The sequence below is a fragment of the Paenirhodobacter sp. genome (genome assembly GCF_041916475.1).
GTDB lineage: Bacteria > Pseudomonadota > Alphaproteobacteria > Rhodobacterales > Rhodobacteraceae > Rhodobacter.
Map to the genome: position 1 here is coordinate 1 of NZ_JAYRZN010000042.1, position 26,289 is coordinate 26,289.

At 68.1% G+C, this 26,289-nt stretch carries 22 protein-coding genes; 10 read left to right on the forward strand and 12 right to left on the reverse strand.

The features are described from left to right. Positions 1 to 71 precede the first annotated feature (71 nt). The gene (locus tag ACOMG5_RS14975) at positions 72 to 302 is read left to right on the forward strand and encodes a hypothetical protein (protein ID WP_420344599.1); all 231 of its coding nucleotides are present in this window, start codon (positions 72 to 74) and stop codon (positions 300 to 302) included. Here the strand turns inward: ACOMG5_RS14975 and ACOMG5_RS14980 are convergent. The 9 genes from ACOMG5_RS14980 to ACOMG5_RS15020 all read right to left on the reverse strand — a co-directional run bounded on the left by ACOMG5_RS14980 (position 299) and on the right by ACOMG5_RS15020 (position 10,909). Continuing rightward, positions 299 to 1,861, reverse strand: coding sequence for a Ppx/GppA family phosphatase (locus ACOMG5_RS14980; RefSeq protein ID WP_420344600.1), 1,563 nt, complete (start codon positions 1,859 to 1,861; stop codon positions 299 to 301). The genes ACOMG5_RS14975 and ACOMG5_RS14980 overlap by 4 nt on opposite strands. 51 nt (positions 1,862 to 1,912) lie before the next feature. After that, entirely contained in the window at positions 1,913 to 4,075 is a 2,163-nt protein-coding gene (locus ACOMG5_RS14985; RefSeq protein ID WP_420344601.1) for an RNA degradosome polyphosphate kinase, read from the reverse strand. Between the two features lie 54 nt (positions 4,076 to 4,129). Then, positions 4,130 to 4,789, reverse strand: a complete 660-nt coding sequence (locus tag ACOMG5_RS14990) for a chromosomal replication initiator DnaA (protein WP_420344602.1) — start codon at positions 4,787 to 4,789, stop codon at positions 4,130 to 4,132. A gap of 21 nt (positions 4,790 to 4,810) precedes the next feature. Continuing rightward, a complete protein-coding gene (locus ACOMG5_RS14995) occupies positions 4,811 to 5,890 on the reverse strand; it encodes an AI-2E family transporter (protein ID WP_420344603.1) in 1,080 nt (359 codons plus the stop codon). Positions 5,891 to 6,012: 122 nt separating this feature from the next. Next, the gene (locus ACOMG5_RS15000) at positions 6,013 to 7,119 is read right to left on the reverse strand and encodes a TRAP transporter substrate-binding protein (protein WP_420344604.1); all 1,107 of its coding nucleotides are present in this window, start codon (positions 7,117 to 7,119) and stop codon (positions 6,013 to 6,015) included. Between the two features lie 553 nt (positions 7,120 to 7,672). Continuing rightward, positions 7,673 to 8,767 (reverse strand): TRAP transporter substrate-binding protein, encoded by a 1,095-nt coding sequence (locus ACOMG5_RS15005; protein ID WP_420344605.1) that lies wholly within the window; start codon positions 8,765 to 8,767, stop codon positions 7,673 to 7,675. A 138-nt stretch (positions 8,768 to 8,905) separates the two neighbouring features. After that, positions 8,906 to 9,733, reverse strand: coding sequence for an arginyltransferase (locus tag ACOMG5_RS15010; protein WP_420344606.1), 828 nt, complete (start codon positions 9,731 to 9,733; stop codon positions 8,906 to 8,908). Between the two features lie 156 nt (positions 9,734 to 9,889). Next, positions 9,890 to 10,348: a DUF2852 domain-containing protein gene (locus tag ACOMG5_RS15015; protein ID WP_420344607.1), complete on the reverse strand. Its 459-nt coding sequence runs from the start codon at positions 10,346 to 10,348 to the stop codon at positions 9,890 to 9,892. Between the two features lie 93 nt (positions 10,349 to 10,441). Continuing rightward, entirely contained in the window at positions 10,442 to 10,909 is a 468-nt protein-coding gene (locus tag ACOMG5_RS15020) for a YbaK/EbsC family protein (protein WP_420344608.1), read from the reverse strand. 92 nt (positions 10,910 to 11,001) lie between these two features. Between ACOMG5_RS15020 and ACOMG5_RS15025 the strand changes: the two genes are divergently transcribed. Then, positions 11,002 to 13,770: a glutamine-synthetase adenylyltransferase gene (locus ACOMG5_RS15025; protein WP_420344609.1), complete on the forward strand. Its 2,769-nt coding sequence runs from the start codon at positions 11,002 to 11,004 to the stop codon at positions 13,768 to 13,770. Here the strand turns inward: ACOMG5_RS15025 and eda are convergent. Then, the gene (gene eda / locus ACOMG5_RS15030) at positions 13,767 to 14,408 is read right to left on the reverse strand and encodes a bifunctional 4-hydroxy-2-oxoglutarate aldolase/2-dehydro-3-deoxy-phosphogluconate aldolase (protein ID WP_420344610.1); all 642 of its coding nucleotides are present in this window, start codon (positions 14,406 to 14,408) and stop codon (positions 13,767 to 13,769) included. The two genes, ACOMG5_RS15025 and eda, sit on opposite strands and share 4 nt — an antisense overlap. Before the next feature lie 15 nt (positions 14,409 to 14,423). Beyond that, on the reverse strand, positions 14,424 to 16,238 hold the full coding sequence (gene edd / locus ACOMG5_RS15035; protein ID WP_420344611.1) for a phosphogluconate dehydratase: 1,815 nt from the start codon (positions 16,236 to 16,238) through the stop codon (positions 14,424 to 14,426). A gap of 234 nt (positions 16,239 to 16,472) precedes the next feature. Here edd and ACOMG5_RS15040 point away from each other — a divergent pair, with 234 nt between their 5' ends. From ACOMG5_RS15040 to pgi, 5 genes are all read left to right on the forward strand, one after another. Beyond that, on the forward strand, positions 16,473 to 17,669 hold the full coding sequence (locus ACOMG5_RS15040) for an RSP_2647 family RNA methyltransferase (protein WP_420344612.1): 1,197 nt from the start codon (positions 16,473 to 16,475) through the stop codon (positions 17,667 to 17,669). Continuing rightward, positions 17,669 to 18,211: an RSP_2648 family PIN domain-containing protein gene (locus ACOMG5_RS15045; protein WP_420344613.1), complete on the forward strand. Its 543-nt coding sequence runs from the start codon at positions 17,669 to 17,671 to the stop codon at positions 18,209 to 18,211. The genes ACOMG5_RS15040 and ACOMG5_RS15045 overlap by 1 nt, the downstream gene beginning before the upstream one ends. 140 nt (positions 18,212 to 18,351) lie before the next feature. Continuing rightward, positions 18,352 to 19,818, forward strand: a complete 1,467-nt coding sequence (zwf, locus tag ACOMG5_RS15050; RefSeq protein WP_420344614.1) for a glucose-6-phosphate dehydrogenase — start codon at positions 18,352 to 18,354, stop codon at positions 19,816 to 19,818. Then, positions 19,815 to 20,483, forward strand: a complete 669-nt coding sequence (pgl, locus tag ACOMG5_RS15055; protein WP_420344615.1) for a 6-phosphogluconolactonase — start codon at positions 19,815 to 19,817, stop codon at positions 20,481 to 20,483. Before zwf ends, pgl begins: the two co-directional genes overlap by 4 nt. Next, positions 20,483 to 22,090: a glucose-6-phosphate isomerase gene (gene pgi / locus ACOMG5_RS15060; RefSeq protein ID WP_420344616.1), complete on the forward strand. Its 1,608-nt coding sequence runs from the start codon at positions 20,483 to 20,485 to the stop codon at positions 22,088 to 22,090. The genes pgl and pgi overlap by 1 nt, the downstream gene beginning before the upstream one ends. Here pgi and ACOMG5_RS15065 read toward each other — a convergent pair. Next, positions 22,087 to 23,301, reverse strand: coding sequence for an MFS transporter (locus ACOMG5_RS15065; protein WP_420344620.1), 1,215 nt, complete (start codon positions 23,299 to 23,301; stop codon positions 22,087 to 22,089). The two genes, pgi and ACOMG5_RS15065, sit on opposite strands and share 4 nt — an antisense overlap. A 70-nt stretch (positions 23,302 to 23,371) precedes the next feature. On the opposite strand from ACOMG5_RS15065, the gene ACOMG5_RS15070 reads away from it, so the two are divergent. From ACOMG5_RS15070 to ACOMG5_RS15080, 3 genes are all read left to right on the forward strand, one after another. After that, on the forward strand, positions 23,372 to 24,004 hold the full coding sequence (locus ACOMG5_RS15070) for a DNA-3-methyladenine glycosylase family protein (RefSeq protein ID WP_420344617.1): 633 nt from the start codon (positions 23,372 to 23,374) through the stop codon (positions 24,002 to 24,004). Next, complete coding sequence (locus ACOMG5_RS15075; protein WP_420344618.1) at positions 24,001 to 24,657, forward strand: alpha/beta hydrolase; 657 nt, start codon at positions 24,001 to 24,003, stop codon at positions 24,655 to 24,657. Before ACOMG5_RS15070 ends, ACOMG5_RS15075 begins: the two co-directional genes overlap by 4 nt. Positions 24,658 to 25,522: 865 nt before the next feature. Next, the gene (locus ACOMG5_RS15080; protein ID WP_420344619.1) at positions 25,523 to 26,092 is read left to right on the forward strand and encodes an HNH endonuclease; all 570 of its coding nucleotides are present in this window, start codon (positions 25,523 to 25,525) and stop codon (positions 26,090 to 26,092) included. Positions 26,093 to 26,289: the final 197 nt, after the last annotated feature.

Genomic DNA, 26,289 nt, shown 5'->3' on the forward strand with positions numbered 1-26,289 from the left:
ATGATCTGCTCTTCCGTCAGTCGTGCCTTCTTCATCGTCCGTCCTCTCCATGGGCCGGACTCTAATCGCAGATGGAGGAAAACTCCCGTGGCAGGTCAGAAGCGCTCGGCCCCGAGATCGGGGCTCTGTCGAAATCCATGGAGGATGCGGCGCGCGATCTCGGCCCGGCGCTCGAGCAGCTGCGCGCCCTGATCGACGACATGCAGAATTACGAGGCGCCGGTGCGGCTGCCGAATGGCGATATCCTGATCCGGCGCAAGCCGGAGGCCGCGCCCCCGGGCCCGCCTGAAATGGAGCTCTAGCCTCCGGGCCTTATCACCACCGGCGCCGCTTTCAGCGCCGTGGCAAGAGACTGGAACCGCGCCTCGCAAACCTCGCCAAACAGATCGACGCCGCGCCGCGTGAGCCGCAGGGTCAGCTCCGTCTTCTTCGCCGACAGGTCCAGCGTGCCCGCCTCCTTCGGATCCTCGATCGCGAACATCGCGCCGAAGCGCATCGCCTTGCCGAGGATTTCCGCCTCCTGGATCTGCTCCGGGCTCAGGAGCGCACAGAGCGGCTCCAGCCGCGATCCGGCGCGCGAATTCTTGTAACGGTGCAGCAGCGCAAGGCCGATGAACACGCGCTCCGAATGGCTGAGCGCGGCCAGGTTCGCCCGCGTCACATTGTCGAAGCAGGCTTCGGCGCGGTAATCGGGGTGCGTGCGCCAGCTCGTGTCGTGCAGCAGGCAGGCGGCGCGGTGCAGGCGGAAGCGCTCGGGCGGGACCACGCCCAGAACCGGCTCGATGAAGCTGTGCAGGCGCTTGCCGAAGCCCGGCATCCGGGCCTGCATCTTCTCCGCATAGCGGCAGGCTTCGATCAGCGGGTCGCGGCGGCGCAGGCGCTCCGGCATCTGCTCATAGAGCAGGCCTTCGCGGATCCCGTAGGAGGAGATGTCGATTTCCCTGGGCTTGAACAGCTCCACCAGCTCGCGCAGCACCAGCGCCGCGAGCGGCACCAGATCCATCCGCGCGGCGGAGGTGCCGGTTTTGGCCCGCAGCTGGCCAAGGTCGCTTTTCTCGATCCATTCCAGGGTCTTGAGCAGGCTTTCCGGCTCCATCCGGTATTCATGCAGAACCAGAAGCGGATAATTCCGGCGCTCCATGTCCAGCCGGGCGATGGCGCGCCACGAGCCGCCGACCAGGTAGATCCGCTCGTGCCCGGTACCCACCGCCTCCGCCAGCGTCGCCATCTGCGCGCGGATATGGGCGATGATCTCCTTGCGTCCGCCCTTCACCTGCTGCAGGCGGAACGGGCCAAGCTGCGAGGTCGCCCTGCGCCCGACGCGGCCCTCGCCGACTTCGGCGAGCTCCATGGAGTTGCCGCCGATGTCGCAGATCAGGCCCTGCGCCTCGGGCCAGCCGAGCAGCACCCCCTGCGCCGACAGCCGCGCCTCCTCGGCGCCGTCGATGATATGCAGGTGCAGCCCGGTTTCCTTTTCGATCAGGCGGCGGAATTCCGGGCCGTCCTGCGCGTCGCGCATCGCGGCCGTCGCCACGCAGGTCAGCGGCCCGATGTCCATCCCGCGCGCAACCATGGCAAAGCGGCGCAGTGCCGAAAAGGCGCGCTCGCGCCCGGTCGGGTTCAGCATGCCGGTCTCGGCCAGCCCCTGGCCCAGCCCCGCCATGACCTTCTCGTTGTAGAAATAGGCCGGAGACCGGGCCGCGCCGTCGAAGACCACCATCCGGACCGAGTTCGACCCCACATCCACCACGCCGACCCGGCTCAGGGCGCGGGCGGAGGGGTCATCAAACAGCGGCTGCCCGAACGGGTCCCAATCTTCGGCATCGAGGGTCTGCCGCGGGGCATCGTTCTTCGGAGTCATCTTCTCGTCCTGCCGTGAGTCGCTCTCGGGGGCTCGCGCGCACGTTAACCTCTAGTCGGTGCTATGGGCAAGCTCGGGGACGTCCTTCGCCCCGGCCGAGCCGCGCCCCGACAGCGAGGGGTTCTCCATGAAGAACCTGTGGCAGGAGAACAGGTCCTTCCCCTCCGGCAGCTCGCGCAGGAATTTGCCATCGGGCTGCAGGACCCAGCTCTGCGCCTCGTCGGCCATGTTCGCCGCCATGATCTGGCTCACGATCTGGGCCTTCACCGTGTCGTTCATCGCCTCCACCAGCGTTTCCACGCGGCGGTTCAGGTTGCGCCCCATCCAGTCGGCCGAAGACATGAACACCCGCGCCTTTTTCGAAGGCAGGCCATGGCCATTGCCGAAACACACGATGCGGCTGTGCTCCAGGAACCGTCCGACGATGGATTTCACCCGGATATTCTCCGACAGGCCCTTGATGCCCGGCCGCAGCCCGCAGATGCCGCGGATCACCAGGCTGACCTTCACCCCCGCCTGGCTCGCGGCATAGAGGGCGTCGATCACCTCGGGGTCGACCACGCTGTTCATCTTGGCCCAGATCTCGGCCGGGCGCCCGGCGCGGGCATGCTCCGCCTCGCGCCCGATCAGCTCCAGCAGGCGCGGCTTCAGCGTGATCGGCGAGATCGCAAGGTTCTCCAGCCCCTCGGGCTGCACATAGCCCGACAGGTAATTGAACACCTTGGTCGCATCGCGCCCAAGGGCCGCGTCGCAGGTGAACAGGCTCAGGTCGGTATAGATCCGCGCCGTGATCGGGTGGTAGTTGCCGGTGCCGAAATGGGTATAGGTCACCAGACGGTCGCCCTCACGGCGTACCACGGTGCTGATTTTGGCATGCGTTTTCAGGTGCATGAAGCCATAGACCACATGCGCCCCCGCGCGCTCCAGCCGGCGCGACTGGCGGATGTTGGCGGCCTCGTCGAAGCGCGCCTTCAGCTCCACCAGCGCGGTGACGGATTTGCCGTTCTCCGCCGCCTCGCAGAGCGCATCGACGATCGGGCTGTCCTTGGAGGTCCGGTACAGCGTCTGCTTGATCGCCAGCACATTCGGATCCAGCGCCGCCTGCTGCAGGAAGCGGATCACCATGTCGAAGGTCTCGTAGGGGTGATGCAGCAGCATGTCCTTCTGCCGGATCGCGGCGAACATGTCGCCGTCGTGGTCCTGCACCCGCTCGGGCACGCGCGGGGTGAACGGCGGCCAGAGCAGATCTGGCCGCGAGGACAGCACCAGCTCCTTCAGATCGGCCACACCGAGCAGGCCCTTGACCTCCACCACCTCATCCGGGACGACGTGCAGCTCTTCCATGATCAGCGAGCGCAGCGCCTCCGGGGCGCCGGCGGTGATCTTCAGCCGGATCACCTGGCCGCGGCGGCGCCGCTTCAGCGCCGTCTCGAATTCGCGCACCAGATCTTCGGCCTCGTCCTCGACCTCGAGGTCGCTGTCGCGCAGCACCCGGAAGGCGCAGGAGCCGGTATCCTCATAGCCCGGGAACAGCGAGCTGAGGTTCAGCATCAGCAGCTCTTCGAGCGGCAGGAACCGCGCATCCCCCGGCAGCCGCACGAAGCGCGCGATCTGCTGCGGGATCGGCAGCAGCGCCTGCATCCGGCGGTGGTCGGTCTGCCGCTCCAGCTCCAGCGCCAGGCAGAAGCCGGTGTTGGGGATGAAGGGGAACGGGTGCGCCGGGTCGATCGCCAACGGCGACAGCACCGGGAACACATTCGACAGGAAGTAATCCGCGAGGAAGCGCCGGTCGTCGGCGGTCAGCTTGCCGCGGGTGAGGATATGGATGCGCTCGGCTTCCATCTCGCGCCGGATCGCGTTCCAGCTCGATTGCTGGGTCTCCATCAGGCGCCGGGCATCGGCGTTGATCTCGCTCAGCTGCTCCGAAGGTGCGCGCCCGTCATCGGAGTGCAGGGCATTGCCTTCGCGCACCAGCTCCATCAGCCCGGCGACGCGCACGGTATAGAATTCGTCCAGGTTGGTGGCCGAAATCGAGAGGAACCGCAGCCGTTCCAGCAGCGGCACGAGCGGGTTGCGCGCCTCGTCCAGCACCCGCCAGTTGAACGCCAGCCAGCTGAGCTCGCGGTTGAAGAAGCGCTTCGGCCCGGCGAAGGTCTCGGCGGGCAGCTCGGCGGCGGCGGGGAAGGGTGATTTGAGGAAATCTGCCTGGGTCATGATGACGCTCTTATGGAGCGGGTTTGTAATCGGTATGTGACAGTTGTGACTGGCTCAGATGAAGCTGTCCAGCACCTCGACGGCCATGGCGCGCGTGAGCGGGCGCCCTTCGGCCACTGCCCGCGCATCCAGCGCCGCCACCAGCCGCCGCGCCGTGCCGAGCGAGCGGTCCATGCGCGTCACCAGCCAGGGAATCAGGCTCCGCGGGACCTTGGTCTGGCGGTCCGCGAAGAGCTTCACCAGAACGGCCGCCAGGAGTGCATCGTCGGGCGGCGCGATGCGCACCGAGGCCGTGGCCTCCATCCGGCTGCGCAGGTCTGGCAGGTGCAGGCCCCAGTCGCGCGGGGGGGCATTCGCGGTCAGGAGCAGCCGCCCGCCCTCGGCCTGGGCCAGGTTGTGCAGGTGGAACAGCGCGGCTTCGGCGGAGCCGATGGCCTGCACATCCTCCACCACCGCGGCATGGGCGAGCACAGGCGCCATCTCCGGGGTCAGGTCGCGGGCACGCACGATGCTGGCGCCGTGCTGTTCGGCCCAGATCGCCGCGAGATGCGATTTCCCGGCCCCCTCCGGCCCGATCAGCAGCATCCTGCCGGAGGGCCAGCTTTCCGGCGCATCCAGCGTTGCCAGCGCCAGCGCATTGGCCGGCGCCACGAAAAAATCGTCGCGCCCGCGGGCCTGGCGCACGGGCAGGTCGAGGATCAGCTGGCGGGCCATTCGGGCACCCTTCTTCGGCCCTCACGGTTCTGCGGGAGGGCCATGGTCTGCTTCCACCCCCAGATAGAGGCGCCCCTGCAGGTAACGGTCGAGCACGTAACGCGCAAGCACCCCGATCACCGCTGCGACCGGCACCGCGACCAGCATGCCCACGAAGCCGAACAGCGTGCCGAAGGCCGACAGAGCGAAGATCAGCCACAGCGGATGCAGGCCGATCGAATTACCGACCAGCTTCGGCGTGATGACATTGCCTTCCAGGAACTGGCCCACGGCGAAGATGGAAACGATGGTGCCGATGGAGAACCAGTCCCCCCAGAACTGATAGAGCGCGAGGCCGATCGACAGGCTGCCGCCGATGATCGCGCCGACATAGGGGATGAAGGTCAGCCCGCCCGCGATCGCCCCGGCGATCAGGCCAAAATTTAGCCCGGCGATCATCAGCGTCGCGGCATAGAACGTGCCGAGAATCAGGCAGACGGAGACCTGCCCCCGCACGAAGCCCGAGAGCACGCGGTCGATCTCGCGCCCGATGCGGCGGATCTCGTCGGCATGGTCGAGCGGCAGCCAGCCATCCACCTTCGCGATCATCCGGTCCCAGTCCAGCAGCATGTAGAAGGCCACCACCGGCACCACGACGATGAAGACGATGAAGTTCACCACGCTCATCGCCGATGTGAGCAGCGTCTGCGCCAGCTCGCCGCCGCGCGCCTTCACCGCATCGCCGAGCGAGGTCAGCGTTTCGTTGATCATTGAGCCGCGCTTGTTGATCGAGGGGAAATGCTGGGCGATGAATTTTTGCAGCTGCGTGGCCATATCGGGGGCCGAAGACACCAGCTGCACCAGCTGATGCGCCAGCACAGGGATCACCGCGAGGCCCAGCACCACGAAGATGAGCGTGGCAGCGAGCGCGATGGTGGCCGTCGCCCAGACCCGGGACATGCCCCATTTCTCGAGCCGGTCCGCCAGAGGGTCCAGGAAATAGGCGATCGCCCCGCCGACGAGAAACGGCAGCAGCACCGAGCCCAGCCCCCAGAGCGTGGCAAACAGCACGAGCGCCGCAATCCCCCAGTAAAGTACCTGTTGCTTCTGCGGCAATGCCATGCGTGCCCCCGTGTCTTTGCGTCAGATTGCCTGTCCGGCTGGCGGACGCAAGGGCCCGGCATCGCGTTTCGGCGCCCGGTCAAACGAAAGCCCCGGGGAAAGGTTCCCCGGGGCTTGGTCGCTCAGAGCTTGCCGTTGCGCTGCTGGATCATCAGGAAAGTGTCGTAGTTGTATTCGGCCACCTGGTCCCAGAAGTACCAATCCTTGCGGAAGGCCTTGATCGATGCCCAGATCTTCTTGAAATCGGCGTTGGTGGCCTCGATGTCGGCATAGGTCGCGTCGGCTGCGTCGAAGCAGGCGGCGAGGATTTCCGGCGCGAAGGGGCGCAGCTGCGCGCCCTGTCCCATCAGGGACTTGATCGCCTGGCTGTTCTTCCAGTCGTATTTCTGGAGCATGTCCGCGTCTTCGGCCTGGGCCGCGATACGCAGGATCTTCTGGTAAGTCGGGGGCAGGGTCTCCCAAGCGCCCTTGTTGAACATGAAATGCACGGTCGGGCCGCCTTCCCACCAGCCGGGATAGTAGTAATAGGGCGCCACCTTGAAGAAGCCGAGCTTCTCATCGTCATAGGGGCCGACCCATTCGGTGCCGTCGATGGTGCCCTTCTCCAGCGCCGGATAGATATCGCCGCCCGCAATCTGCTGCGGCACGACGCCGAGGCGCTCCATCACCTTGCCGGCGAAGCCGCCGACGCGCATCTTCAGCCCTTTCAGGTCTGCGACGCTCTTGATCTCCCTGCGGAACCAGCCGCCCATCTGCGCGCCGGTATTGCCGCCGGGCAGGGCGAACAGGTTTTGTTTCGCCATGAATTCGTTGTACAGGTCGATGCCGCCGCCATGATACTGCCAGGCATTCATCCCGCGGGCATTCAGCGCGAAGGGCACCGCCGAGCCGAGCGCCCAGGTCGGGTCCTTGCCCCAGTAGTAATAGGCCACGGTATGGCAGGCCTCGACGGTTCCGGCCGCGGCCGCATCCGCCGCCTGCAGGCCACCGACGATTTCGCCCGCCGAGAAGACCTGGATCTGGAAATTCCCGTCGGTCGCTTCGCTGACCATCTTCGAGAGCACCTCCGCGCCCCCGTAGATCGTATCGAGCGATTTCGGAAACGATGAGGTCAGCCGCCAGGTGACCTTCGGATTGGCTTGCGCGATCGCGGGCGCGGCCAGCGCACTCGCGGCCCCCGCAATCGTGCCGCCCACGGCAGCTTTTGTCAGGAACGAACGACGATCCATGGAGTCCTCCCTTGTTTGTTCTGCCGAACCGGGCCCCTCTGGGGTCCTCCGCCGGATCGGCTCAGAACGGACTTTACCCTACCGTAAACATCTGTCCAGCCCGCCCGCGCGAGGAGGAAAACGAAAGGTTGTGCGGTCCGGGTGTGCAGGGGGCTGCTGCTGGCGCGCGTGCAGGAGAGGGGAACGGCTTGCGCGAAGGCTGCACAAGGCGCCACTTTGGCGGCGCTGTTCTGCTCCGATGCGCAGGTGCGACGGGCACATCGGCAATGTCATGCCGCAAGGCCGAAACAGAGAGCGTCTTGTGAGGGGGCTGTGGCCGTGCCGAGCTGGCGCACGCGATGCTCGGCGAGCAGATATCCGATTTGCATGGGGCCCTGGCGTCCGAAGGAGCGCCGATATTTCGAAGCACTGCGAGGATACGGGCTTGCGCAACGCGCGGTGGCTCTGCGCCCGGGCGCCCGCACCCCTGGGCCGGCGCGGGGGGAGCCCCGCGCCCCGACAGAGAATATGACGACCCGAACGGGGCGCCGCCGATGGCGCCCCGGGCCGCGGATCAGAGCGTGCCGTTGCGCTGCTGGATCATCATGAAGGTGTCGTAGTTATACTCCGCCACCTGCTGCCAGAGGTACCATTCCTTGCGGAACGCCTTGACCGAATCCCACAGCGTCTTGAAGGCCGGGTTGGTGGCCTCGATCTCGGTATAGGTATCGTTGGCGGCCTTGTAGCAGGCCTGCAGGATCTCGGGCGAGAACGGGCGCAGCTGCGTCCCCTCCGCGATCAGCTTCAGCAGTGCCTTCGGGTTGTTGTAGTCGTAGGCCTGCAGCATGTTGGCATCGACTGCCTGGCTCGCCGTGCGCAGCAGCGATTGATAGGCCGGGGGCAGCTCGTTCCATTTTTGCAGGTTGAACATGAAATGGACGGTCGGGCCGCCTTCCCACCAGCCGGGGTAATAGTAATACGGCGCGACCTTCACGAAGCCGAGCTTCTCGTCATCGGCGGGCGAGGTGAACTCGACCGCGTCGATCGTGCCCTTCTCCAGCGCGGCATAGATGTCGCCGCCGGCGATCTGCTGCGGAATCACGCCGAGCTTCTCGACGATCTTGCCGGCGAAGCCGCCGATCCGCATCTTCAGCCCCTTGAGGTCGTCGAGCGTATTGATTTCCTTGCGGAACCAGCCGCCCATCTGGGTGCCGGTATTGCCGCCGGGCAGGGCGTAGATGTTCTCCTTGGCCAGGAACTGGTTGTAGAGGTCGATCCCGCCGCCGAAATAGTGCCAGGCATTCATTCCGCGCGCCGACAGCGCGAAGGGCACAGCCGACCCCACCGCCCAGGCGGCGTCCTTGCCCCAGTAATAATAGCCGACCGTATGCGCCGCCTCGACCGTCCCGGCCGTGACCGCATCCGCCGCCTGCAGCCCGCCGACCAGCTCGCCCGCCGCGAAGGACTGGATCTGGAAATTGCCGTCCGAGGCCTCGGCCACCCGTTTGCACAGCTCTTCGGTGTTGCCATAGAGCGTCGCGAGCGATTTCGGGAAGGACGAGGTCATCCGCCAGGTGATCTTCGGATTGGCTTGCGCCAGCGCGGGGGCCGCGAGGCCCGTGGCGGCCGTGCCGAGCGCGGCTTTGGTCAGGAAGGAACGGCGATCCATCTGGATCCTCTCATGCATCAGGATAGACTGGCGCGCAGGAGTCGCGCGGCGGCGCGAACCTGTCAGCTTGATGCCGGACTGTCCAGCGCTGCATTGCGGAAAATGCAGCGATTGCGCAACAAAACAACGCGGGGAGGCTCAGCCGCGGGAGTCCGGCAGCTGGATCCGGGCGACCTGTTCGGCAATCGGATCGACGGAAAGCGGATGGGTCTCGCTGTCGTGATCGGCCGGGTTGCCGATATCCTGCCAGCGGCCGCCCTTGTAGATTTCGAGCGCGCCGAACTTCGCCTTGTAGCCCATCTTGCGCGAGCCGGGCACCCAATAGCCCAGATACACATAGGGCAGGCCCGCGCGGCGCGCGAGATCCACGTGATCGAGCACCAGATAGGTGCCGAGGCTGTCGATCGGCCGCTCCGGGTCGTAGAAGCTGTAGACCATGCTCAGCCCGTCATCGAGCACATCGGTCAGGCAGACCGCGCTCAGCGCCCGGGTCGTGCCCGGAGAGACATCAGTCTCGCGGTATTCGATCACGCGCGACTTGACCGGGGTCTCCTCGATCATCGCGGCAAATTCGAAAATATCCATATCCGCCATGCCGCCATCGGCGTGGCGATGGTCCAGATAACGGCGGAACAGGGCGAACTGCTCCTCGGTGGCCCAGGGGCTGGTCGCCGTGCGCTTCAGATGCGCGTTGCGCTTCAGCAGCTTGCGCTGCGTGCGCGTGGGCTCGAAATCCGCGACCCGGATCCGCGCGGAGAGGCAGGCCGCGCAATCGGCGCAGCTGGGCCGGTACAGCACGTTCTGCGAGCGCCGGAAGCCCTGCCGGGACAGGGTGTTATTCAGCTTCTCCGCGCCTTCTCCCTGCAATGCCGTGAACAGCTTGCGCTCCGACCGCCCGTCCAGATACGGGCAGCTTTGCGGGGCGGTCACATAGAACTGCGGAGCAAGTGGTAGAGAATGGCGCATGTCAACCCGGGGAAGGTGGTCGGAGAGGCCGCATGGGGTCGGCACGAGGGAGGCTAGCAAGATCAGCCCTGCGCGCCAAGACATTCCTTGCCATCAGATAGTTACAACCCCGCCTTTTACAAGGCGGGGCCGGAATATGGTGTCTGTGGGCCGGGCTCATGCTTCGGGCGCGCCATCCTTGTGCTCCACGGGGCGCTCGGCGGGCTGCGCGGCCACGCGGGAGCGTTCTTCCATGTACTGGTCGAACTCGGCCTTGTCGCGGGCTTCACGCAGGCGCCCGAGGAAGGCCTCGAACTCGTCTTGCTCGCGCTCCAGCCGGGCGAGGGTGTCGGCCTTGTAGGCGTCGAAGGCGCGGTTGCCGGTCTGGCGCGAAGCGTGGAAATGCATCCGCGGGCCGCAGGCGGCGAAGCCCTCGCGGCGGGCGCGGCTGCGGAAGCGGCCGGTGATCAGCATGAAGCCCAGCACCAGCAGCCCGAGCGGGCCGCCGAAGATGAAGGACCCCACCATCACCACGATCCAGGACAGCGGGCCACGCTCGTCCATCCAGGCGACGACGCTCTGGGCGCGGGCGATCCAGCCCGGGCGCGCGGGGGAATTGGTATAGGCGTAAGACATCGGAACCTCCGGGTTGGATGTGAACAGTATTCACATGACCCAAGATGGGGGATCCGCAGCGGCCTTCAAGAGGCAATGTAAACGATTTTCACATTACTCGGTGAAATCGGCAGGCACCGCGCCGGTGATCCGCTTCAGCTCCGCAGGCGTGGAGCGGAAGATGTGCCGCGGCGTGCCCGCCGCCGCCCAGATTTCGAAGAAACCGTCGAGCCGCGGATCCCAGTAGCTGCGCACGGGGGTCAGATGCCCCACAGGGGAAACGCCACCGATGGCGAAGCCCGTTTCGGCGCGGATCAGCTCGGCATCGGCCTTGCCGAGCGGCTGGCCCGCCACGGCGCTCGCCTTCGCGGCGCTGACCCGGTTGCCGCCCGCGGTCAGGAACAGGACCACATGGCCGCTCTCCTCGCCGCGGAAGATGATGGATTTGACGATCTGATCGACGCTGACCCCGGCCGCATCCGCCGCTTCCTGTGCGGTGCGGGCCTGGCCCACTTCGCGGATCTCGGTCTCGGTGCCGGCGGCGGCGAGGGCGGCCTCCACGCGTTTCAGCGATTTGCTCATCGGTCTCTCCTGTTTGGCGCGACACTTAGCCCCGTCCGGCGGCCAGCGGAAGGGCATTGACCGGATCGCACCCGCCCGGGCACTGTGCCGCCATGAGCTTCGTACCGACCCGCTGCCCGATCGCCCATGAACCCGACCGCGGGGCCGATGCCGCCGCGGCCTTCGCCGATCTCGCGCCCGAACTGCGCGGCCTGATCGCCGGGGCGGCGGGCTGCTCGCCCTACCTTGCCGGGCTGATGCAGGCGGAGGCCGGCTGGCTGCGCCCGGCGCTGTCCGGCGATCCGGCTGAGGCGCTGCAGGCGGAAATCGTGCGGATCGGGGCGGTGCCGCCCGATACGCTGGAGGCGGAGCTGCGCCGGGCGAAGCGGCGGGTGTCGCTGCTGACGGGGCTCGCAGATCTGGGCGGGGTCTGGACGCTCGGGCAGGTGACCGGGGCGCTGACGCTGCTGGCGGACCGGGCGGTGGATCTGGCGCTGCGGTTCTTCGTCTCCGAGGAGATCCGGCGCGGCAAGCTGCCCGGCGCCCGGCCCGAAGATGCCGAGACCGCGGGCGGGCTGTTCGCGCTTGCCATGGGCAAGATGGGGGCGGGGGAGCTGAACTACTCCTCCGACATCGACCTGATCTGCCTCTATGACGAGACGCGCTACGCCCCCGACGACCGGGCAGAAGCGCGCGCGGCGCTGGTCCGGGCGACGCGCAGGATGGCGGCGCTGCTGTCGGACCGCACGGCCGAGGGATATGTGTTCCGCACCGATCTGCGCCTGCGCCCCGATGCTTCGGTGACGCCGGTCTGTATTTCGATGGCGGCGGCGGAGCTGTATTACGAAGCCGAGGGCCGGACCTGGGAACGCGCGGCCTATATCAAGGCGCGCCCCTGCGCGGGTGACACCGCCGCGGGCGGGCGGTTCCTGCAGGCGCTGACCCCGTTCGTCTGGCGCAAGCATCTGGATTTTGCGGCGATCCAGGACGCGCATGACATGCGGCTGCGCATCCGCGACCACAAGGGCCTGCATGGCGCGATCGACGTGCCGGGGCACAACATGAAGCTCGGCCGCGGCGGCATCCGCGAGATCGAATTCTTCACCCAGACCCGGCAGCTCATCGCCGGCGGGCGCGAGCCGGAGCTGCGCGACCGCACCACCGTGGGCGGCCTTGCGATGCTCTCCGCCAAGGGCTGGCTGCCGCCCGACGTGGCGCAGGAGCTGACGCAGCTCTACCGCGCGCACCGCGAAGTGGAGCATCGGGTGCAGATGGTGAATGATGCGCAGACGCATCTGCTGCCCGCCACGCCCGAAGGGCTGGACCGGATCGCGCGGATGATGGGAGAGGGCGATACGGCCGCCTGGGCGGAGGCGCTGCGGGCGCGGCTGCGGCGGGTGGAGGAGCTGACCGGGGCGTTCTTTGCGCCCTCCGAAGGGGCGGGCCGGCCGTCGCTCAGCCCGGCCTCGGAGGCGGTGATCGACGGCTGGCGCAGCTATCCGGCGCTGCGCTCCGAGCGCGCGCAGGCGATCTTCCGGCGCATCGAGCCCGAGATCCTGCGCCACCTGCAGCGCGCGGCGAACACCGACGAGGCGCTTTTGCAATTCGATGGGTTCCTCAAGGGGTTGCCGGCCGGAGTTCAGCTGTTCTCGCTGTTTGAATCGAACGCCACGCTGATCGATCTGATCGTCGATATCTGCGCCACGGCGCCCGGGCTTGCGGCCTATCTCTCGCGCAATGCGGGCGTGCTGGATGCGGTGATCGGCGGCGCGTTCTTCGCGCCCTGGCCCGGGGCGGAGGCGCTGCGCGCGCTGCTGGAAGCCGCGCTCGCGGCCGAGACGGATTACGAGAGCAAGCTCGATGCGGCGCGCCGCTTCGCGAAGGAATGGCGGTTCCGGGTGGGGGTGCATCACCTGCGCGCGCTGGTGGATGCGGCGGAAGCGGCGCATCAATATGCCGATATCGCCTCCGCGGCCGTGGCCGCGCTCTGGCCCGAGGTGGCGGCGGAATTCGCGCAGCGGCACGGGCCGCAGCCGGGCCGGGGGGCTGTGGTGCTGGGGATGGGCTCGCTCGGGGCGGAGCGACTGAATGCAAGTTCGGACCTCGACCTGATCGTGATCTACGATGCCGCGGGGGTGGAGGCATCGGACGGGCCGAAGCCGCTTGCGACGCGGGCCTATTTCGCGCGGCTGACACAGGCGCTGATCACCGCGATCACCGCGCCGATGCCGGAAGGGCGGCTCTATGAAGTGGACATGCGGCTCCGGCCTTCGGGGCGGCAGGGCCCGGTCGCGACCTCCTTCGACGGGTTCCGCAGCTATCAGATGGACGAGGCCTGGACCTGGGAGCATCTGGCGCTGACGCGGGCGCGGCCCTTGGCGGGGGATCCGGGGCTACAGGCCGACATCGAGGCGGCGCGGCAAGAAATTCTGGCCGCGAAGGGGCGCGATCCGCGGGTGATGCCGGACCTTGCCGGGATGCGCGCGCGGATCTTCGCCGCCAAGGCGCCGGATGGGGAGTGGGAGGCCAAGATCGGGCCGGGGCGGCTGCAGGATCTGGAGCTGCTGGCGCAGAGCTTCGCGCTGCGCGCGGGTGCGCCCGCGCGGCGGGTGGAGGCGCAGCTGCGTGCGGGCCTGCGCTCGGGCTATATCGGCAAGGCGGATGCGGAGGCGCTGGCCTCGGCCTACCGGTTCCTGTGGCGGCTGCAGGCGGGGGGGCGGCTCCTGACCGACCGGCCGCTCGATATGGCGGCGATCGGCGAGGGCGGGCGGGCGTTCCTGCTGCGCGAGCTGGACCTGGAAACGCTCGATGATCTGCGCGCGCGGCTCTTGCGGACGACCGGGACGGTCGCCCGCATTGTCGATGCGGCGCTGGGCGCCTAGCGGGGCAGGGCGGCCGCTTCGCGGGCAAGGGTCTCGATGCCGGCCCAGTCGCCCGATTGCACCTTGGCATCCGGTGCGACCCAGCTGCCGCCCGCGCAAAGCACATTGGGCAGGCTCAGGTAATCGGTGGCATTCGCAAGGCTGATGCCCCCGGTCGGGCAGAAGCTGACCTGCGGCAGCGGCCCGCCGAGCGCCTTGATGGCAGGGGCGCCGCCCGACGTGGCGGCCGGGAAGAATTTCAGCACGTCATAGCCCCATTCCAGCGCCTGCATCACCTCCGATGCGGTGACGGTCCCGGGAAGGAGCGGCAGCCCCTCGTCCTCGCAGGCCCGCACCAGTCGCTCGGTCAGCCCGGGGGAGACGCCGAATTTCGCGCCGGCGGCCTTCGCGGCCTTCACATCGGCGGGGGTCAGCAGCGTCCCGGCCCCAACAGTGCCCCCCTCGACCTCCGCCATGGCGCGGATGGCATCGAGCGCGCAGGGCGTGCGCAGCGTCACCTCCAGCGCGGGCAGGCCACCCGCGACGAGCGCCCGGGCCAGCGGCTCCGCATGGGCGATGTCCTTCACCACGATCACCGGCACGATCTGGGCGAGGGCGCAGATCTGGCGCGCGGCGGCGGATTGCAGGGCGGGAATCATCAGGGGTCCTTTCGTTCAGACGACAACCGCCGCGCCGGTCGTCGCGGGACCGACGTTGCGGCGGAAGGCGGCAAAGAGCTCACGGCCGATACCGTAGGCGTTGTGCGACAGATCCGCCACCACCGGCGCGCGGTCCTCGAAACCGGGGGTCAGGCAGGTGAGGGTGCCCGCTTCGGCATCGAGCCGCACGATATCGCCATCGACGAGCTTCGCGATGGCGCCGCCGGTCGCGGCCTCGGGGCTGACATGGATGGCCGCCGGCACCTTGCCGGAGGCGCCCGACATCCGCCCATCCGTCACCAGCGCCACCCTGAGCCCGCGCCCGAGCAGCACCGACAGCGTCGGCGTCAGCGAATGCAGCTCCGGCATGCCGTTGGCCTGCGGCCCCTGGAAGCGCACCACCACCACCACATCCGAGGTGAACTCCCCGGCCTTGAAGGCGGCCTTCACCTCCTCCTGGTCGTGGAACACGCGCACGGGGGCCTCGATCACATGGTATTCGGGCGCCACGGCCGAAATCTTGATCACACCGCGACCGATGTTGCCATCGAGCTGCCGCAATCCGCCCTGGGGCTGGAAGGGCGTGGCGGCGGGGCGCAGGATCTTGTCGTTCAGGCTGTCCTCCGGCCCCTCCTGCCAGCTCAGGTGCCCGTCGATCAGCTTCGGCTCGCGGGTGTAGGCGGCGAGGCCATCGCCCGCCACGGTCTTGGCATCTGGGTTCAGCAGCCCCGCCTTCAGCAGGTCCCGGATCAGGAACTGCATCCCACCCGCGGCATGGAAATGGTTCACATCGGCGAGGCCATTGGGATAGACCTTGGCCATCAGCGGCACCACCGCGGAGATCTCGTCGAAATCCGCGAGATCCAGGATCACCCCGGCTGCGCGCGCCATCGCGGGCAGGTGCAGCACCAGGTTGGTCGAGCCGCCGGTGGCCATCAGCCCGACGATGCCGTTGACGAAGGCGCGCTCGTCGAGGATCTCGCCCGCAGGGCGGAAATCGTTGCCAAGCGCGGTGATTTCGGCCGAGCGCCGCGCCGCCTGCTCGGTCAGCGCATCGCGCAGCGGCGTGTTCGGGTTCACGAAGCTCGCGCCGGGCAGGTGCAGGCCCATGATCTCCATCAGCATCTGGTTCGAATTGGCGGTGCCGTAGAAGGTGCAGGTGCCGGGGCCATGATAGGAGGCCATCTCGGCCGCCATCAGCGCATCGCGGCCGACCTCGCCTGCGGCGAACTGCTGGCGCACCTTGGCCTTCTCGTCGTTCGGCAGGCCCGAGGTCATCGGCCCGGCGGGCACGAAGACGGCGGGGATATGGCCGAAGGTCGCGGCTGCCATGATCAGCCCGGGCACGATCTTGTCGCACACGCCCAGATACAGCGCCGCATCAAAGCAGTTGTGGCTCAGCGCGACCCCGGCCGCCAGCGCGATCACATCGCGCGAGAACAGGCTCATCTCCATCCCGGTCTGGCCCTGGGTGACGCCATCGCACATCGCGGGCACGCCGCCTGCGACCTGCGCCGTGGCGCCGACGCCCGCCAGCGCGGCGCGGATCCGCTGCGGGAAGGTCTCGTAGGGCTGATGCGCCGAGAGCATGTCGTTATAGGCGGTGACGATCCCGATATTGGGCACCCGCCCCTCGGCCAGAAGCGCCTTCTGCGCGCCCATCGCGGCATAGGCATGGGCCTGGTTGCCGCAGGCCAGATGCGCGCGCACCGGCCCCGCCGCGACGGCCGCCCGCAGCCGCCCGAGGTATTCGCCACGCGGCCCCTCGGAGCGCTGGCGGATCCGGTCCGTCACTCGGGCGATCGTCGCGTTCGTGGGGGAATTGGTCATGGCGTCCATCCGGGGGCTGTGGTTGGCGGGCTGTGAACGGGATATGCCGTTATCGCTAACAAATCAATCCTGCCGCAGAGGCTATTGTGCAGCCACGCGGAGCCGGCACAAGGGTTTCCGGCTCATTCTTTCTTTCGCGCGCAGAGATTGGCCCAATTCGGCGCCTTCGCGCGGGCTTTGTCTTTCCTTGCGGCAGGGCGCGCGCTAGAGGGGGCCAAACGACAGGAGCCACCGATGACCGAACCCAGTACCCGCCCCGTGGTCCGCCTGCGCCCGAAGGCCGAGGCCCGCGCGATCCGTCATGGCTTCCCTTGGGTCTATGCCGATGAGCTGGTGACCGACCGGCGCACGCAGGCGATTGCGCCCGGCACCATTGCCACGCTGGAGGACGCGGAGCGGCGTCCGCTGGCCACGGTGACGGTCAATCCGAAATCGAAGATCATCGCGCGGGTGCTGGACCGCGACGCAGCGGCGGAGATCGACCGCAGCTGGATCGCCGCGCGCATCGCCCGGGCGGCGGAGCTGCGCGCCCGGCTGTTCGATGCGCCGTTCTACCGTCTGGTGCATGCCGAGGCCGACGGCCTGCCGGGCGTGATCATCGACCGGTTCGGCGATGTGGCGGTGGTGCAGCCCAATGCCGCCTGGTCGGAGGCGATGATCGGCGATATCGCCGCGGTGCTGAACGGGATGGGCATTGAGACGGTGGTGAAGAACGGCTCCGGGCGCGCCCGCGGTCTGGAGGGGCTGGCGGAGGAAACCGTGGTCCTTTGCGGGGCGGTGCCGGGCCCGATCGCGGTGCCGATGAACGGCGCCGTTTATATGGCCGATGTGGTCGGCGGGCAGAAGACCGGCCTGTTCTTCGACCAGCGGCCGAACCATGCCTTCGCGGCGCGCCTCGCGCAGGGGGCGCGGGTGCTCGATCTGTTCAGCCATGTCGGCGGCTTCGCGCTGGCGGCGCTGGCGGGCGGGGCGGAGCGGGCGCTGGCGGTCGATGCTTCGGCCGCGGCGCTGGAGCTTGCGCGGCAGGGCGCGGCGGCAATGGGCGCCGAGGCCCGGTTCGAGACCCGTCAGGGTGATGCTTTCGCCACGCTGGAGGCCCTGGCCGCGGAGGGCGCGCAGTTCGATCTGGTGATCTGCGATCCGCCCGCCTTCGCGCCGAGCCGGCAGGCGCTGGAGGCCGGGCTGCGTGCTTATGAGCGGGTCGCGCGGCTGGCGGCGCCGCTGGTGGCTCCGGGCGGCTATATCGGGCTGTGTTCGTGCTCCCATGCGGCGGATCTGGTGCAGTTCCGCGCGGCTTCGGCGCGGGGGCTTGGGCGCGGCGGGCGGCGCTCGCAGCTGCTGCACACGGGCTATGCCGGGCCCGACCACCCGATGCTGCCGCAGCTGGCGGAAACCGCGTATCTGAAGGCGCTGTTCTTCCGGCTGGACTGATGAAGATCCTGCTCGATGCCTGCGTGCTCTATCCGACCGTGCTGCGCGAGATCCTGATCGGCGTGGCGCGGGAGGGGCTGTACCGGCCGCTATGGTCGGCGCGGATCCTGGAAGAATGGGCGCGGGCGGCGGCGCGGCTCGGCCCGGCGGACGAAGCCATCGCGCGGGGCGAGGTGGCGGCGCTGCGTGCGGCTTTCCCGCAGGCGGAGGTGGCGGCCCAGCCCGGGCTGGAGGGGCGGCTGCACCTGCCGGATCCGAACGATATTCATGTGCTGGCCGCGGCCATCGCCGGCCATGCCGATGCGATCGTGACCTTCAACGCGCAGGATTTCCCGCGCGGCACGCTTGCCGCCGAAGGCCTCGAGCGGCGCGACCCGGACGGCTTCCTGTGGCAGCTCTGGTCGGAGCGGCCGGAGCCGGTGGCGGGCGTCGTGGAGCGGGTACGGGCCAAGGCCGAAGCCCTCTCCGGCACGGCGCAGCCGCTGCGCCCGCTCCTGAAGCGCGCGAAGCTGATGCGGCTTGGAAAGGCGCTGGGCGCTTAGCCGCCCGCCGCGAAATCAGGCACTTGCGCGATTTGGCGCCGGCTCCGTGCCAAACCGCTTTGTCGCTGCGGAGCGCCGCACTAGACTGACGCCGACGATCTGCTAGAAAGCGTCAGTTAGCGCTAACAACGGAGCAGCCAATGGTTTCGCGCGTCATTCCGGTGGAGGTCTTCGACCTCGTGATCTTTGGCGCCACCGGAGACCTCGCCACCCGCAAGATCCTTCCGGGGCTCTATCGGCGTTTCTTCAGCGGCCAGATGCCCGAAGGCGCCCGCATCATCGGCTGTGCCCGCGCCGAGATCGACACCGAGGCCTTCCGCGCGCAGGTGCGCAAGGCGATCGACGATTACGTCGGCGTGGCCAAGCGCGACAAGGCGCAGATCGAGGCCTTTCTGGAGGCCCTGTTCTATGTGGCGGTGGATGCGACCGGCAGCAACGGCTGGGGCGAGCTGAAAGCGCTGGTGCGGCCCGATGTGGTCCATGCGTTCTATTTCTCCGTCGCCCCGGCGCTTTTTGGCGATATCGCGGAGCGGCTGCATGGCCATGGCATCGCCACGGCGGATGCGCGGATCGTGGTGGAAAAGCCCTTCGGCCGCGATCTGGCCACGGCACGGGCGCTGAATGCGACGCTGGCCGAGCATTTCGAGGAAGGCCAGATCTACCGGATCGACCATTACCTGGGCAAGGAGACGGTGCAGAACCTGATGGCGGTCCGTTTCGCCAATATCCTGTTCGAGCCGCTGTGGAACAATCAGTATGTGGACCATGTCCAGATCACCGTGGCCGAGACGGTGGGCGTGGGCGGGCGCGGCTCGTACTATGACAAATCGGGCGCGATGCGGGACATGGTACAGAACCACCTGATGCAGCTTTTGTGCCTGATCGCGATGGAGCCGCCCTATCATTTCGACCCGGATGCCGTGCGCGACGAGAAGCTGAAGGTGATCCGGGCGCTGCAACCGGTGGAGCCGCAGGATATCGTGCGCGGGCAATACCTTGGCAGCCGCGGCAAACAGGCGCAGACGGGCTATCTGGACGATGTTGGAGACCCGTCCAGCCGGACCGAGAGCTATATCGCGCTCAAGGTGCAGGTGGCGAACTGGCGCTGGCAGGGCACGCCCTTCTACCTGCGCACCGGCAAGCGGCTGCGCGCGCGCACCTCGGAAATCGCCATCACCTTCAAGCAGCCGCCGCATTCCATTTTCGACGAAGCCGGGCACGACTGGCGCGAGAACGTGCTGGTGATCCGGCTGCAGCCCAATGAGGGCATGAACCTGAAGGTGATGATCAAGGAGCCGGGGCCGGGGGGGATGCGGCTGGTGCAGGTGCCGCTCGACATGTCCTTCGCCGAGGCGTTGGGCGAGGAGGGCGCGGATATTCCCGATGCCTACGAGCGGCTGATCATGGATGTGATCCGCGGCAACCAGACGCTGTTCATGCGCGGCGACGAGGTCGAGGCGGCCTGGGCCTGGACCGACCCGCTCATCGCCGGATGGGACCAGCGCGGCGAACGCCCGCAGGGCTACGATTCGGGCACTTCGGGGCCGGATGACGCGCTGATGCTGATGCACCGCGACGGCCGCCGCTGGCGGGAGATCCGCGAATGATCCTGAAAGAATATCCCGACCGCGAATTCATGATGGTCTCGCTCGCGGACCGGATCGCCTCGGAGCTGCGCCAGGCGCTGGCCCAGGGGCCGGCGACGCTTTCGGTGCCGGGCGGCACGACGCCGGGGCCGGTGTTCGACATCCTCTCCGATCTGGATCTGGACTGGGCCAATGTCTCGGTGCTGCTGAACGACGAACGCTGGGTCGGCGAGGACAGCCCGCGCTCCAACACCCGGCTGCTGCGCGAGCGGCTCTTGCGCAAGCGCGCGGCTTCGGCGCGGCTGGTGCCGCTCCATGCGCCCGTGCCCAGCCCCGAGGAGGCGCTGGAAGCGCTTTCGGCTCAGGTGGAGGCGGCGCTGCCGATTTCCGTGCTGCTGTTGGGGATGGGGGCGGATATGCACACCGCCTCGCTCTTCCCGGGCGCGGACCGGCTGGAGGAGGCGCTGGCCCCGGAGGCGCCCGCGCTGATGGCGCTACGCGCGGAGGCCGCGGGCGAGCCCAGGATCACGCTCACGGCGCGGGTTCTGCGCGATGCGATGCATTGTCATGTACTCATCACTGGCGAGGAGAAGCGGGCCGCGCTAGAACGGGCCGAAACCCTGACGGACGCCGAAGCTCCGATCCGCATCGTATTGAAAAACGCCACAATTCACTGGGCTCCCTGATGAACCGCTTTTCCGACCTGATCGCCCATGCCGCCGCCCATCCCGAGCGCCGGATCATGGATCTGTTTGCCATCGAGGACCGCGCCGCGGAGTTCAGCGCGCAGTTCGGGGATTTCGTCTTCGACTATTCCAAGACCTCGATCGACGCGGTGGCGCGGGACAAGCTGATCGCGCTGGCCGAGGCCACAGGCGTCGCGCAAAAGCGCGAGGCGATGTTCTGCGGCGCGAAGATCAACGACACCGAGGGCCGCGCAGTGCTGCACACGGCCTGGCGTAACCCGGAGGCCAGCGTGCTGGTGGACGGCGCCGATGTGATGCCGAAGCTGCGCGAGACGCTGGCGCGGATGGCGGCTTTTGCCGAGGATGTGCGCGCGGGCCGCTTCACCGGGCAGGGCGGCGCGATAACCGATGTGGTCAATATCGGCATTGGTGGGTCGGACCTCGGGCCGGTGATGGCGGTGCTGGCGCTTGCGCCCTATCACGACGGGCCGCGCACGCATTTCGTCTCCAACGTGGACGGGGCGCATATCCATGACGTGCTGAAGGGGCTGAACCCGGAAACCACGCTGGTGATCGTGGCCTCGAAAACCTTCACAACGATCGAGACCATGACCAATGCGCAGACCGCGCGGGCATGGATGGCGGCGAAAGTGGCCGATCCGGCGGCGCAATTCGCGGCGATCTCTTCGGCCACCGACAAGACCGCGGCCTTCGGCATCCCGGAAGCGCGGGTCTTCGGCTTCGAGGACTGGGTCGGCGGGCGCTATTCGGTCTGGTCGCCCATCGGGCTGAGCGTGATGCTCGCGGTGGGGCCGGGGAATTTCGCGGAGTTTCACGCCGGCGCCGCGGCGATGGATGCCCATTTCCGCACGGCGCCCTTCGCGCAGAACCTGCCGGTGCTGCTCGCGCTGGTGGGGATCTGGCACAATCAGGTTCTGGGCCATGCCACCCGCGCGGTGCTGCCCTATGATCAGCGCCTGCTGCGGCTGCCGGCCTATCTGCAGCAGCTGGAGATGGAATCGAACGGCAAGCGGGTCAGCATGGATGGCGCCGATCTGCCCTATAATTCCGGCCCGGTGGTCTGGGGTGAGCCGGGCACCAATGGCCAGCATGCCTTCTATCAGCTGATCCATCAGGGCACGCGGGTGGTGCCGTGCGAATTCCTGCTGGCGGCGCAGGGGCACGAGCCGGAGCTCGCGCATCAGCACATGCTGCTGATGGCGAACTGCCTCGCGCAATCGGAGGCGCTGCTGCGCGGCCGGTCGCTGGAGGAGGCGACGGACATCATGCGCAAGAAGGGCCTGAGCGGCGCGGAGCTGGAGCGTCAGGCGCGCCACCGCGTGTTCCCGGGCAACCGGCCCTCGACGACGCTGCTCTACCGCAAGCTCACGCCCCATACGCTGGGCGGCATTATTGCGCTTTATGAGCACCGGGTGTTCGTGGAAGGGGTGATCCTCGGGATCAACAGCTACGACCAGTGGGGCGTGGAGCTCGGCAAGGAGCTGGCGCTGGCGCTGGCGCCGGTGCTGGAAGGCGCCTCCGACGGGGCGGGCAAGGATGGCTCCACCCTTGCGCTCGCCGCGCGGATCCGGGCGCTGCGCGCCTAGCGGGTTTCCTTCGGGCGCAGCGCGAGCCAGATCAGCGCGGCGCCCGCCAGCGTCAGGAACGGCAGCATGGCCAGGTTTACCGCCTGCCAGCCCGCCTGCGGATCGCCGGCCTCGGCGCAGTTCATCAGGCTGCCCGAGCTGAGCGACGCCAGGAACACCCCGCCAAACACCACGAAATCATTGATCCCCTGCACCGGGCCGCGCTCTTCGGGCCGGTGCGCGGCGGCGAGCATGGCGGTGGCGCCGATGAAGCCGAAGTTCCAGCCGAGGCCGAGCAGGAACATCACCGCGAAGAACTGATAGAGCTGCACCCCGGTCATCGATACGGCGCCCGCGCAGGCGAGGATCGCAAGCCCCACGCCCACGATCGGGCGCGCGCCGAAGCGCGCGATCAGGCTGCCGGTGAAGAAGGAGGGCAGGTACATCGCCACCACATGCGCCGAGACCACATCCGCGGCATGGGTGGGCGCAAAGCCGCAGCCGACGATGGCGAGCGGCGCCGAGGTCATCACCAGGTTCATCAGCGCATAGGAGACCATGCCACAGATCATCGCGACCAGGATCACCGGATCGCGCAGCAGCTCGGCGCGGCTGCGCCCGGCGGCGGCACCCTTCGCGCGGCGCCCGGGGGCGGGAATGTCCAGGAAGGAGAACAGGACCGGGCCCAGCAGGTTCAGCCCGATGATGGCGAGATAGGTCGCGAGGAAGGGCACCACCATCGCCTGTGCGGTCAGCTTGACCAGCTGCGGCCCGATCACCGCCGCGGCGAGGCCCGCCGCCATGACATAGGAGATCGCGCGTGGCTGGAACGCGGGGCTCGCGCCATCGGTCGCGGCGAAGCGATAGAACCCCTGCGCGGACATATAGATGCCGGTCAGGAGCGAGCCTGCCATGAACAGGGCGAAAGACTGCGTCCAGAGCGCCCAGGCCGCGATGGCCGCGCCGAAAGCACCGGCGAAGGTGGCGAGGATGAAGCCCGCGCGGCGCCCGCGCACCGCCATGAACCCCGACATCGGCTGCGCCGTGAGGACCGAGCCCAGCACGATCATCGAGAGCGGCAGCGTGGAGAGGCAGGGGTTCGGCGCCAGCGATTGCCCGGCGAGGCCGCCCACGGTGAAGATCATCGACATCTGCGCCCCGAGGAGCGCCTGCGCCAGCACCAGAACGGCGACGTTGCGCCATTCGCGGCGGCTCTCGGAGGGGGCGGTCATGTCCATGCTGCATGCGTAGCGCGGCGCAAACGGGCTGGCAAGCCGCGGCGGCTTGGGGCAGGGTGGCGCCATGACGGGACGGATCATCACCTGCGACGACGATATTGCCGAGGGCATGGGCTGGCTCGCCGCGCGCGAACCGGCCTTCGCGCGGGTGATCACGGCGACCGGCCCCTGGCCGCTGCGGCGGCGCGAGGACGGCTTTGCGGCGCTGCGCGATGCGATCCTCGGGCAGCAGGTCTCGGTGGCGTCGGCGCGCGCGATCCAGGGGCGGTTGATCGGGGCGGGGCTGGGCGAGGCCGGGGCGATTGCTGTGGCCTCCGAGGAGGCACTGCGGGCCTGCGGCCTGTCGCGGCAGAAGATCCGCTATGTGCAGGCGCTGGCGCGCGCGGACATCGATTTCGAGGCATTGCGCGGGCTGCCGGATGCGGCAGTGATGGAGCTTTTGCTGCCGCTGCCGGGGATTGGGCGCTGGACGGTCGAGATGTATCTGATCTTCGCGCTCGGGCGGGCGGATGTGTTCGCGGTCGATGATCTGGCGCTGGCCGAGGGGGCGCGGCTGCTGTTCGGCCTGCCCGAACGGCCGCGCGGGAAGGCGTTTCATCAGATGGCGGAGGCCTGGTCGCCCTGGCGTGCGGTAGCCGCGCGCGGGCTCTGGGCGTGGTATGCGGTCAACAAGCAGAGGGAGGGCGTGGCCCCGTGACGCGAGAACTCAAGGCAGGGCGCGTGGCGCCGGCATCGGGCGCAGTGAAATCCGTGGTGGTATTCCTGCATGGCTATGGTGCCGATGGCGCCGACCTGCTGGGACTGGCCGAGCCGCTGGCAGAGCACCTGCCCGATACGCTGTTCGTGGCGCCGGATGCGCCCGAGCCCTGCGCAGGGAATCCCTTCGGGCGGCAATGGTTCCCGATCCCCTGGCTCGACGGGTCGAGCGAGGAGCAGGCGGCGCAGGGCCTGGCGGCGGCGGCCGCGGATCTGCAGGCGTTCCTCGATGCGGAGCTGGCGGCTGCGGGGCTGGAGGCAGCGGAGATGGCGCTGGTCGGGTTCTCTCAGGGCACGATGATGGCGCTGGAGGTCGCGCCGCGGCGGGAGGTGGCTCTGGCCGGCGTGGTCGGGTTTTCGGGGCGGCTGCTGCGGCCGGATCGGCTCGCGCCCGAGGCGGTGTCGAAGCCTCCGGTGCTGCTCATCCACGGCGATGCCGATCCGGTGGTGCCCTTCGACGATATGGGCCTTGCGGGCGATGCGCTGGTAGAGGCGGGGTTCGAGACCTATGCCCATGTCATGCGCGGCACCGGCCACGGGATTTCCCCCGATGGGCTGGGGGTGGCGCTGTCTTTCCTGAAGGACCGGCTCTGACCTCCTCTTGTGCCCGGCCTCGGTGCGGGTTCCGTATGATGTTCCCGGCTCTAAGGAGCGGCCGGGGTTGCTGTGCGCAGGCCGGTTGGCGCGATGCATACTCAGGGCGCTCCGGCGGGCGTCTCATGTAGGCACGCGCGCGGCATCGCCACTCAAGCGCTGCTCGGCCGCCATTCAAGCCTGATCGCGCAGGCAGGCGCCCAGAGGGCGGGCCGGCGGCTGATGTGGGGACTTCGGCGTGGCCGGGGGCGACATCGAGACCTGTCTGCGCACTCATGGCAGCGCCCGGCGGAGGCGCCGATGCAGGCGGGATAGCTCCTAGGGCTTCTCGATGCTGTACGCGGGCAGCCGCCAGGCGTTCGCGCCAGGCCGCCCCGGCTGCTGGCTGCGTGAGGCGCTGGATGCACTGTGGACCATCCCCCCCGGCAGGGCGGCTGCACCCGGATCTGAAAATGCAGGAACCGCGGGTCAGGCCCTGGGCCGGGAGTGCCGCCGCGCACAGATCGCGGCGCGCCAGGCCGGAAGATATACCCCTGTCACAATTCCATGCGATCCCTGCTGCAGAGCGGCAATTCGCAGATTGCGGGGCTTGTCAGGGGCGAAGCGCCAGATATAGTCAACGCATCGGCTGGGGCGGGATCCCCCGCGCCCCCGCCGGATCGGACGACTGGGCGAGGAAAGGTGACGGCATGCCGGAACGGAGTAACAGCACGGATTTCCGGATACGGGCGTGGCAGACGCCCCGGCTGCTGTGCCCGTGTCTTGTCGGCCCCGTAGCCCCGACGCTCAGGGCGGGAAAATACCAGATCGATGCAAAGCGCGTGGCTGCCACGCGCTTTTTTCTTTTTCAGACGGAGGTGTCGGTATGAACCAGCCGCTCGGAAACCTGCGCACGCTGGTGCTCAACGCCGACATGCAGCCGCTCAGCTGGGCGCCGCTGTCGGTCTGGAACTGGGAGGACGCGTTCGTGGCGGTCCATCAGGAACGGGTCATCCAGGTCAAGACCTATGAGGATGTCTTCGTACGCTCCGCCTCGCGCAGCTATGCGGTGCCCGCGGTCGTCGCGCTGAAGCGGTTCCGCAAGCGCAAGAAGGTCGCCTTCACCCGCTATCACGTCTTCCTGCGCGATGAATTCACCTGCCAGTATTGCGGCGAGCGCTTCCCGGCCAAGGAACTGACCTTCGATCATGTGGTGCCACGCAGCAAGGGCGGCACCTCGAGCTGGACGAACATCGTCGCCGCCTGCGGGCGCGACAATCTGCGCAAGGCGAACCTCACCTTGCGGCAGGCGGGCATGAAGCTGCTGCGTGAGCCGTTCGAACCCACCGTGCATCAGCTGGATCAGGCCGCGCGGCGCCTGCCCTTCGTGAAGGGGGAGCTGCATCAGACCTGGATGGATTTTCTGTACTGGGAGGCGGAGATTATCGCCGAGTAGCGGGATGGCGATAAGATATGTGAATTCTGGCATCGAAAGCGCCAAAGACGGCTTTCTGTTCGTTTCGTCCATGTATCTGCTCTGCCCCCCTAGAAACTGGATCGCTTGAATCTGGAGTTTTCGGCTAGTTTTCCCTGGCTGGGATAGGAGCTGAAGACGATGAAGGCATCGAGGTTCACGGAAGCGCAGAAGGCGTT

Coding starts and splice junctions, on each gene's coding strand:
- ACOMG5_RS15040 (WP_420344612.1), top strand. CDS start 16,473: ATGACCGAACCCAGTACCCGCCCCGTGGTCCGCCTGCGCCCGAAGGCC.
- ACOMG5_RS15080 (WP_420344619.1), top strand. CDS start 25,523: ATGAACCAGCCGCTCGGAAACCTGCGCACGCTGGTGCTCAACGCCGAC.
- ACOMG5_RS14985 (WP_420344601.1), bottom strand. CDS start 4,075: ATGACCCAGGCAGATTTCCTCAAATCACCCTTCCCCGCCGCCGCCGAG.
- ACOMG5_RS14990 (WP_420344602.1), bottom strand. CDS start 4,789: ATGGCCCGCCAGCTGATCCTCGACCTGCCCGTGCGCCAGGCCCGCGGG.
- ACOMG5_RS14975 (WP_420344599.1), top strand. CDS start 72: ATGGAGGAAAACTCCCGTGGCAGGTCAGAAGCGCTCGGCCCCGAGATC.
- ACOMG5_RS15065 (WP_420344620.1), bottom strand. CDS start 23,301: ATGACCGCCCCCTCCGAGAGCCGCCGCGAATGGCGCAACGTCGCCGTT.
- ACOMG5_RS14980 (WP_420344600.1), bottom strand. CDS start 1,861: ATGACTCCGAAGAACGATGCCCCGCGGCAGACCCTCGATGCCGAAGAT.
- ACOMG5_RS15005 (WP_420344605.1), bottom strand. CDS start 8,767: ATGGATCGCCGTTCCTTCCTGACCAAAGCCGCGCTCGGCACGGCCGCC.
- pgl (WP_420344615.1), top strand. CDS start 19,815: ATGATCCTGAAAGAATATCCCGACCGCGAATTCATGATGGTCTCGCTC.
- eda (WP_420344610.1), bottom strand. CDS start 14,408: ATGATTCCCGCCCTGCAATCCGCCGCCGCGCGCCAGATCTGCGCCCTC.
- ACOMG5_RS15025 (WP_420344609.1), top strand. CDS start 11,002: ATGAGCTTCGTACCGACCCGCTGCCCGATCGCCCATGAACCCGACCGC.
- ACOMG5_RS14995 (WP_420344603.1), bottom strand. CDS start 5,890: ATGGCATTGCCGCAGAAGCAACAGGTACTTTACTGGGGGATTGCGGCG.
- ACOMG5_RS15020 (WP_420344608.1), bottom strand. CDS start 10,909: ATGAGCAAATCGCTGAAACGCGTGGAGGCCGCCCTCGCCGCCGCCGGC.
- ACOMG5_RS15045 (WP_420344613.1), top strand. CDS start 17,669: ATGAAGATCCTGCTCGATGCCTGCGTGCTCTATCCGACCGTGCTGCGC.
- ACOMG5_RS15070 (WP_420344617.1), top strand. CDS start 23,372: ATGACGGGACGGATCATCACCTGCGACGACGATATTGCCGAGGGCATG.
- zwf (WP_420344614.1), top strand. CDS start 18,352: ATGGTTTCGCGCGTCATTCCGGTGGAGGTCTTCGACCTCGTGATCTTT.
- pgi (WP_420344616.1), top strand. CDS start 20,483: ATGAACCGCTTTTCCGACCTGATCGCCCATGCCGCCGCCCATCCCGAG.
- ACOMG5_RS15000 (WP_420344604.1), bottom strand. CDS start 7,119: ATGGATCGTCGTTCGTTCCTGACAAAAGCTGCCGTGGGCGGCACGATT.
- ACOMG5_RS15015 (WP_420344607.1), bottom strand. CDS start 10,348: ATGTCTTACGCCTATACCAATTCCCCCGCGCGCCCGGGCTGGATCGCC.
- ACOMG5_RS15010 (WP_420344606.1), bottom strand. CDS start 9,733: ATGCGCCATTCTCTACCACTTGCTCCGCAGTTCTATGTGACCGCCCCG.
- edd (WP_420344611.1), bottom strand. CDS start 16,238: ATGACCAATTCCCCCACGAACGCGACGATCGCCCGAGTGACGGACCGG.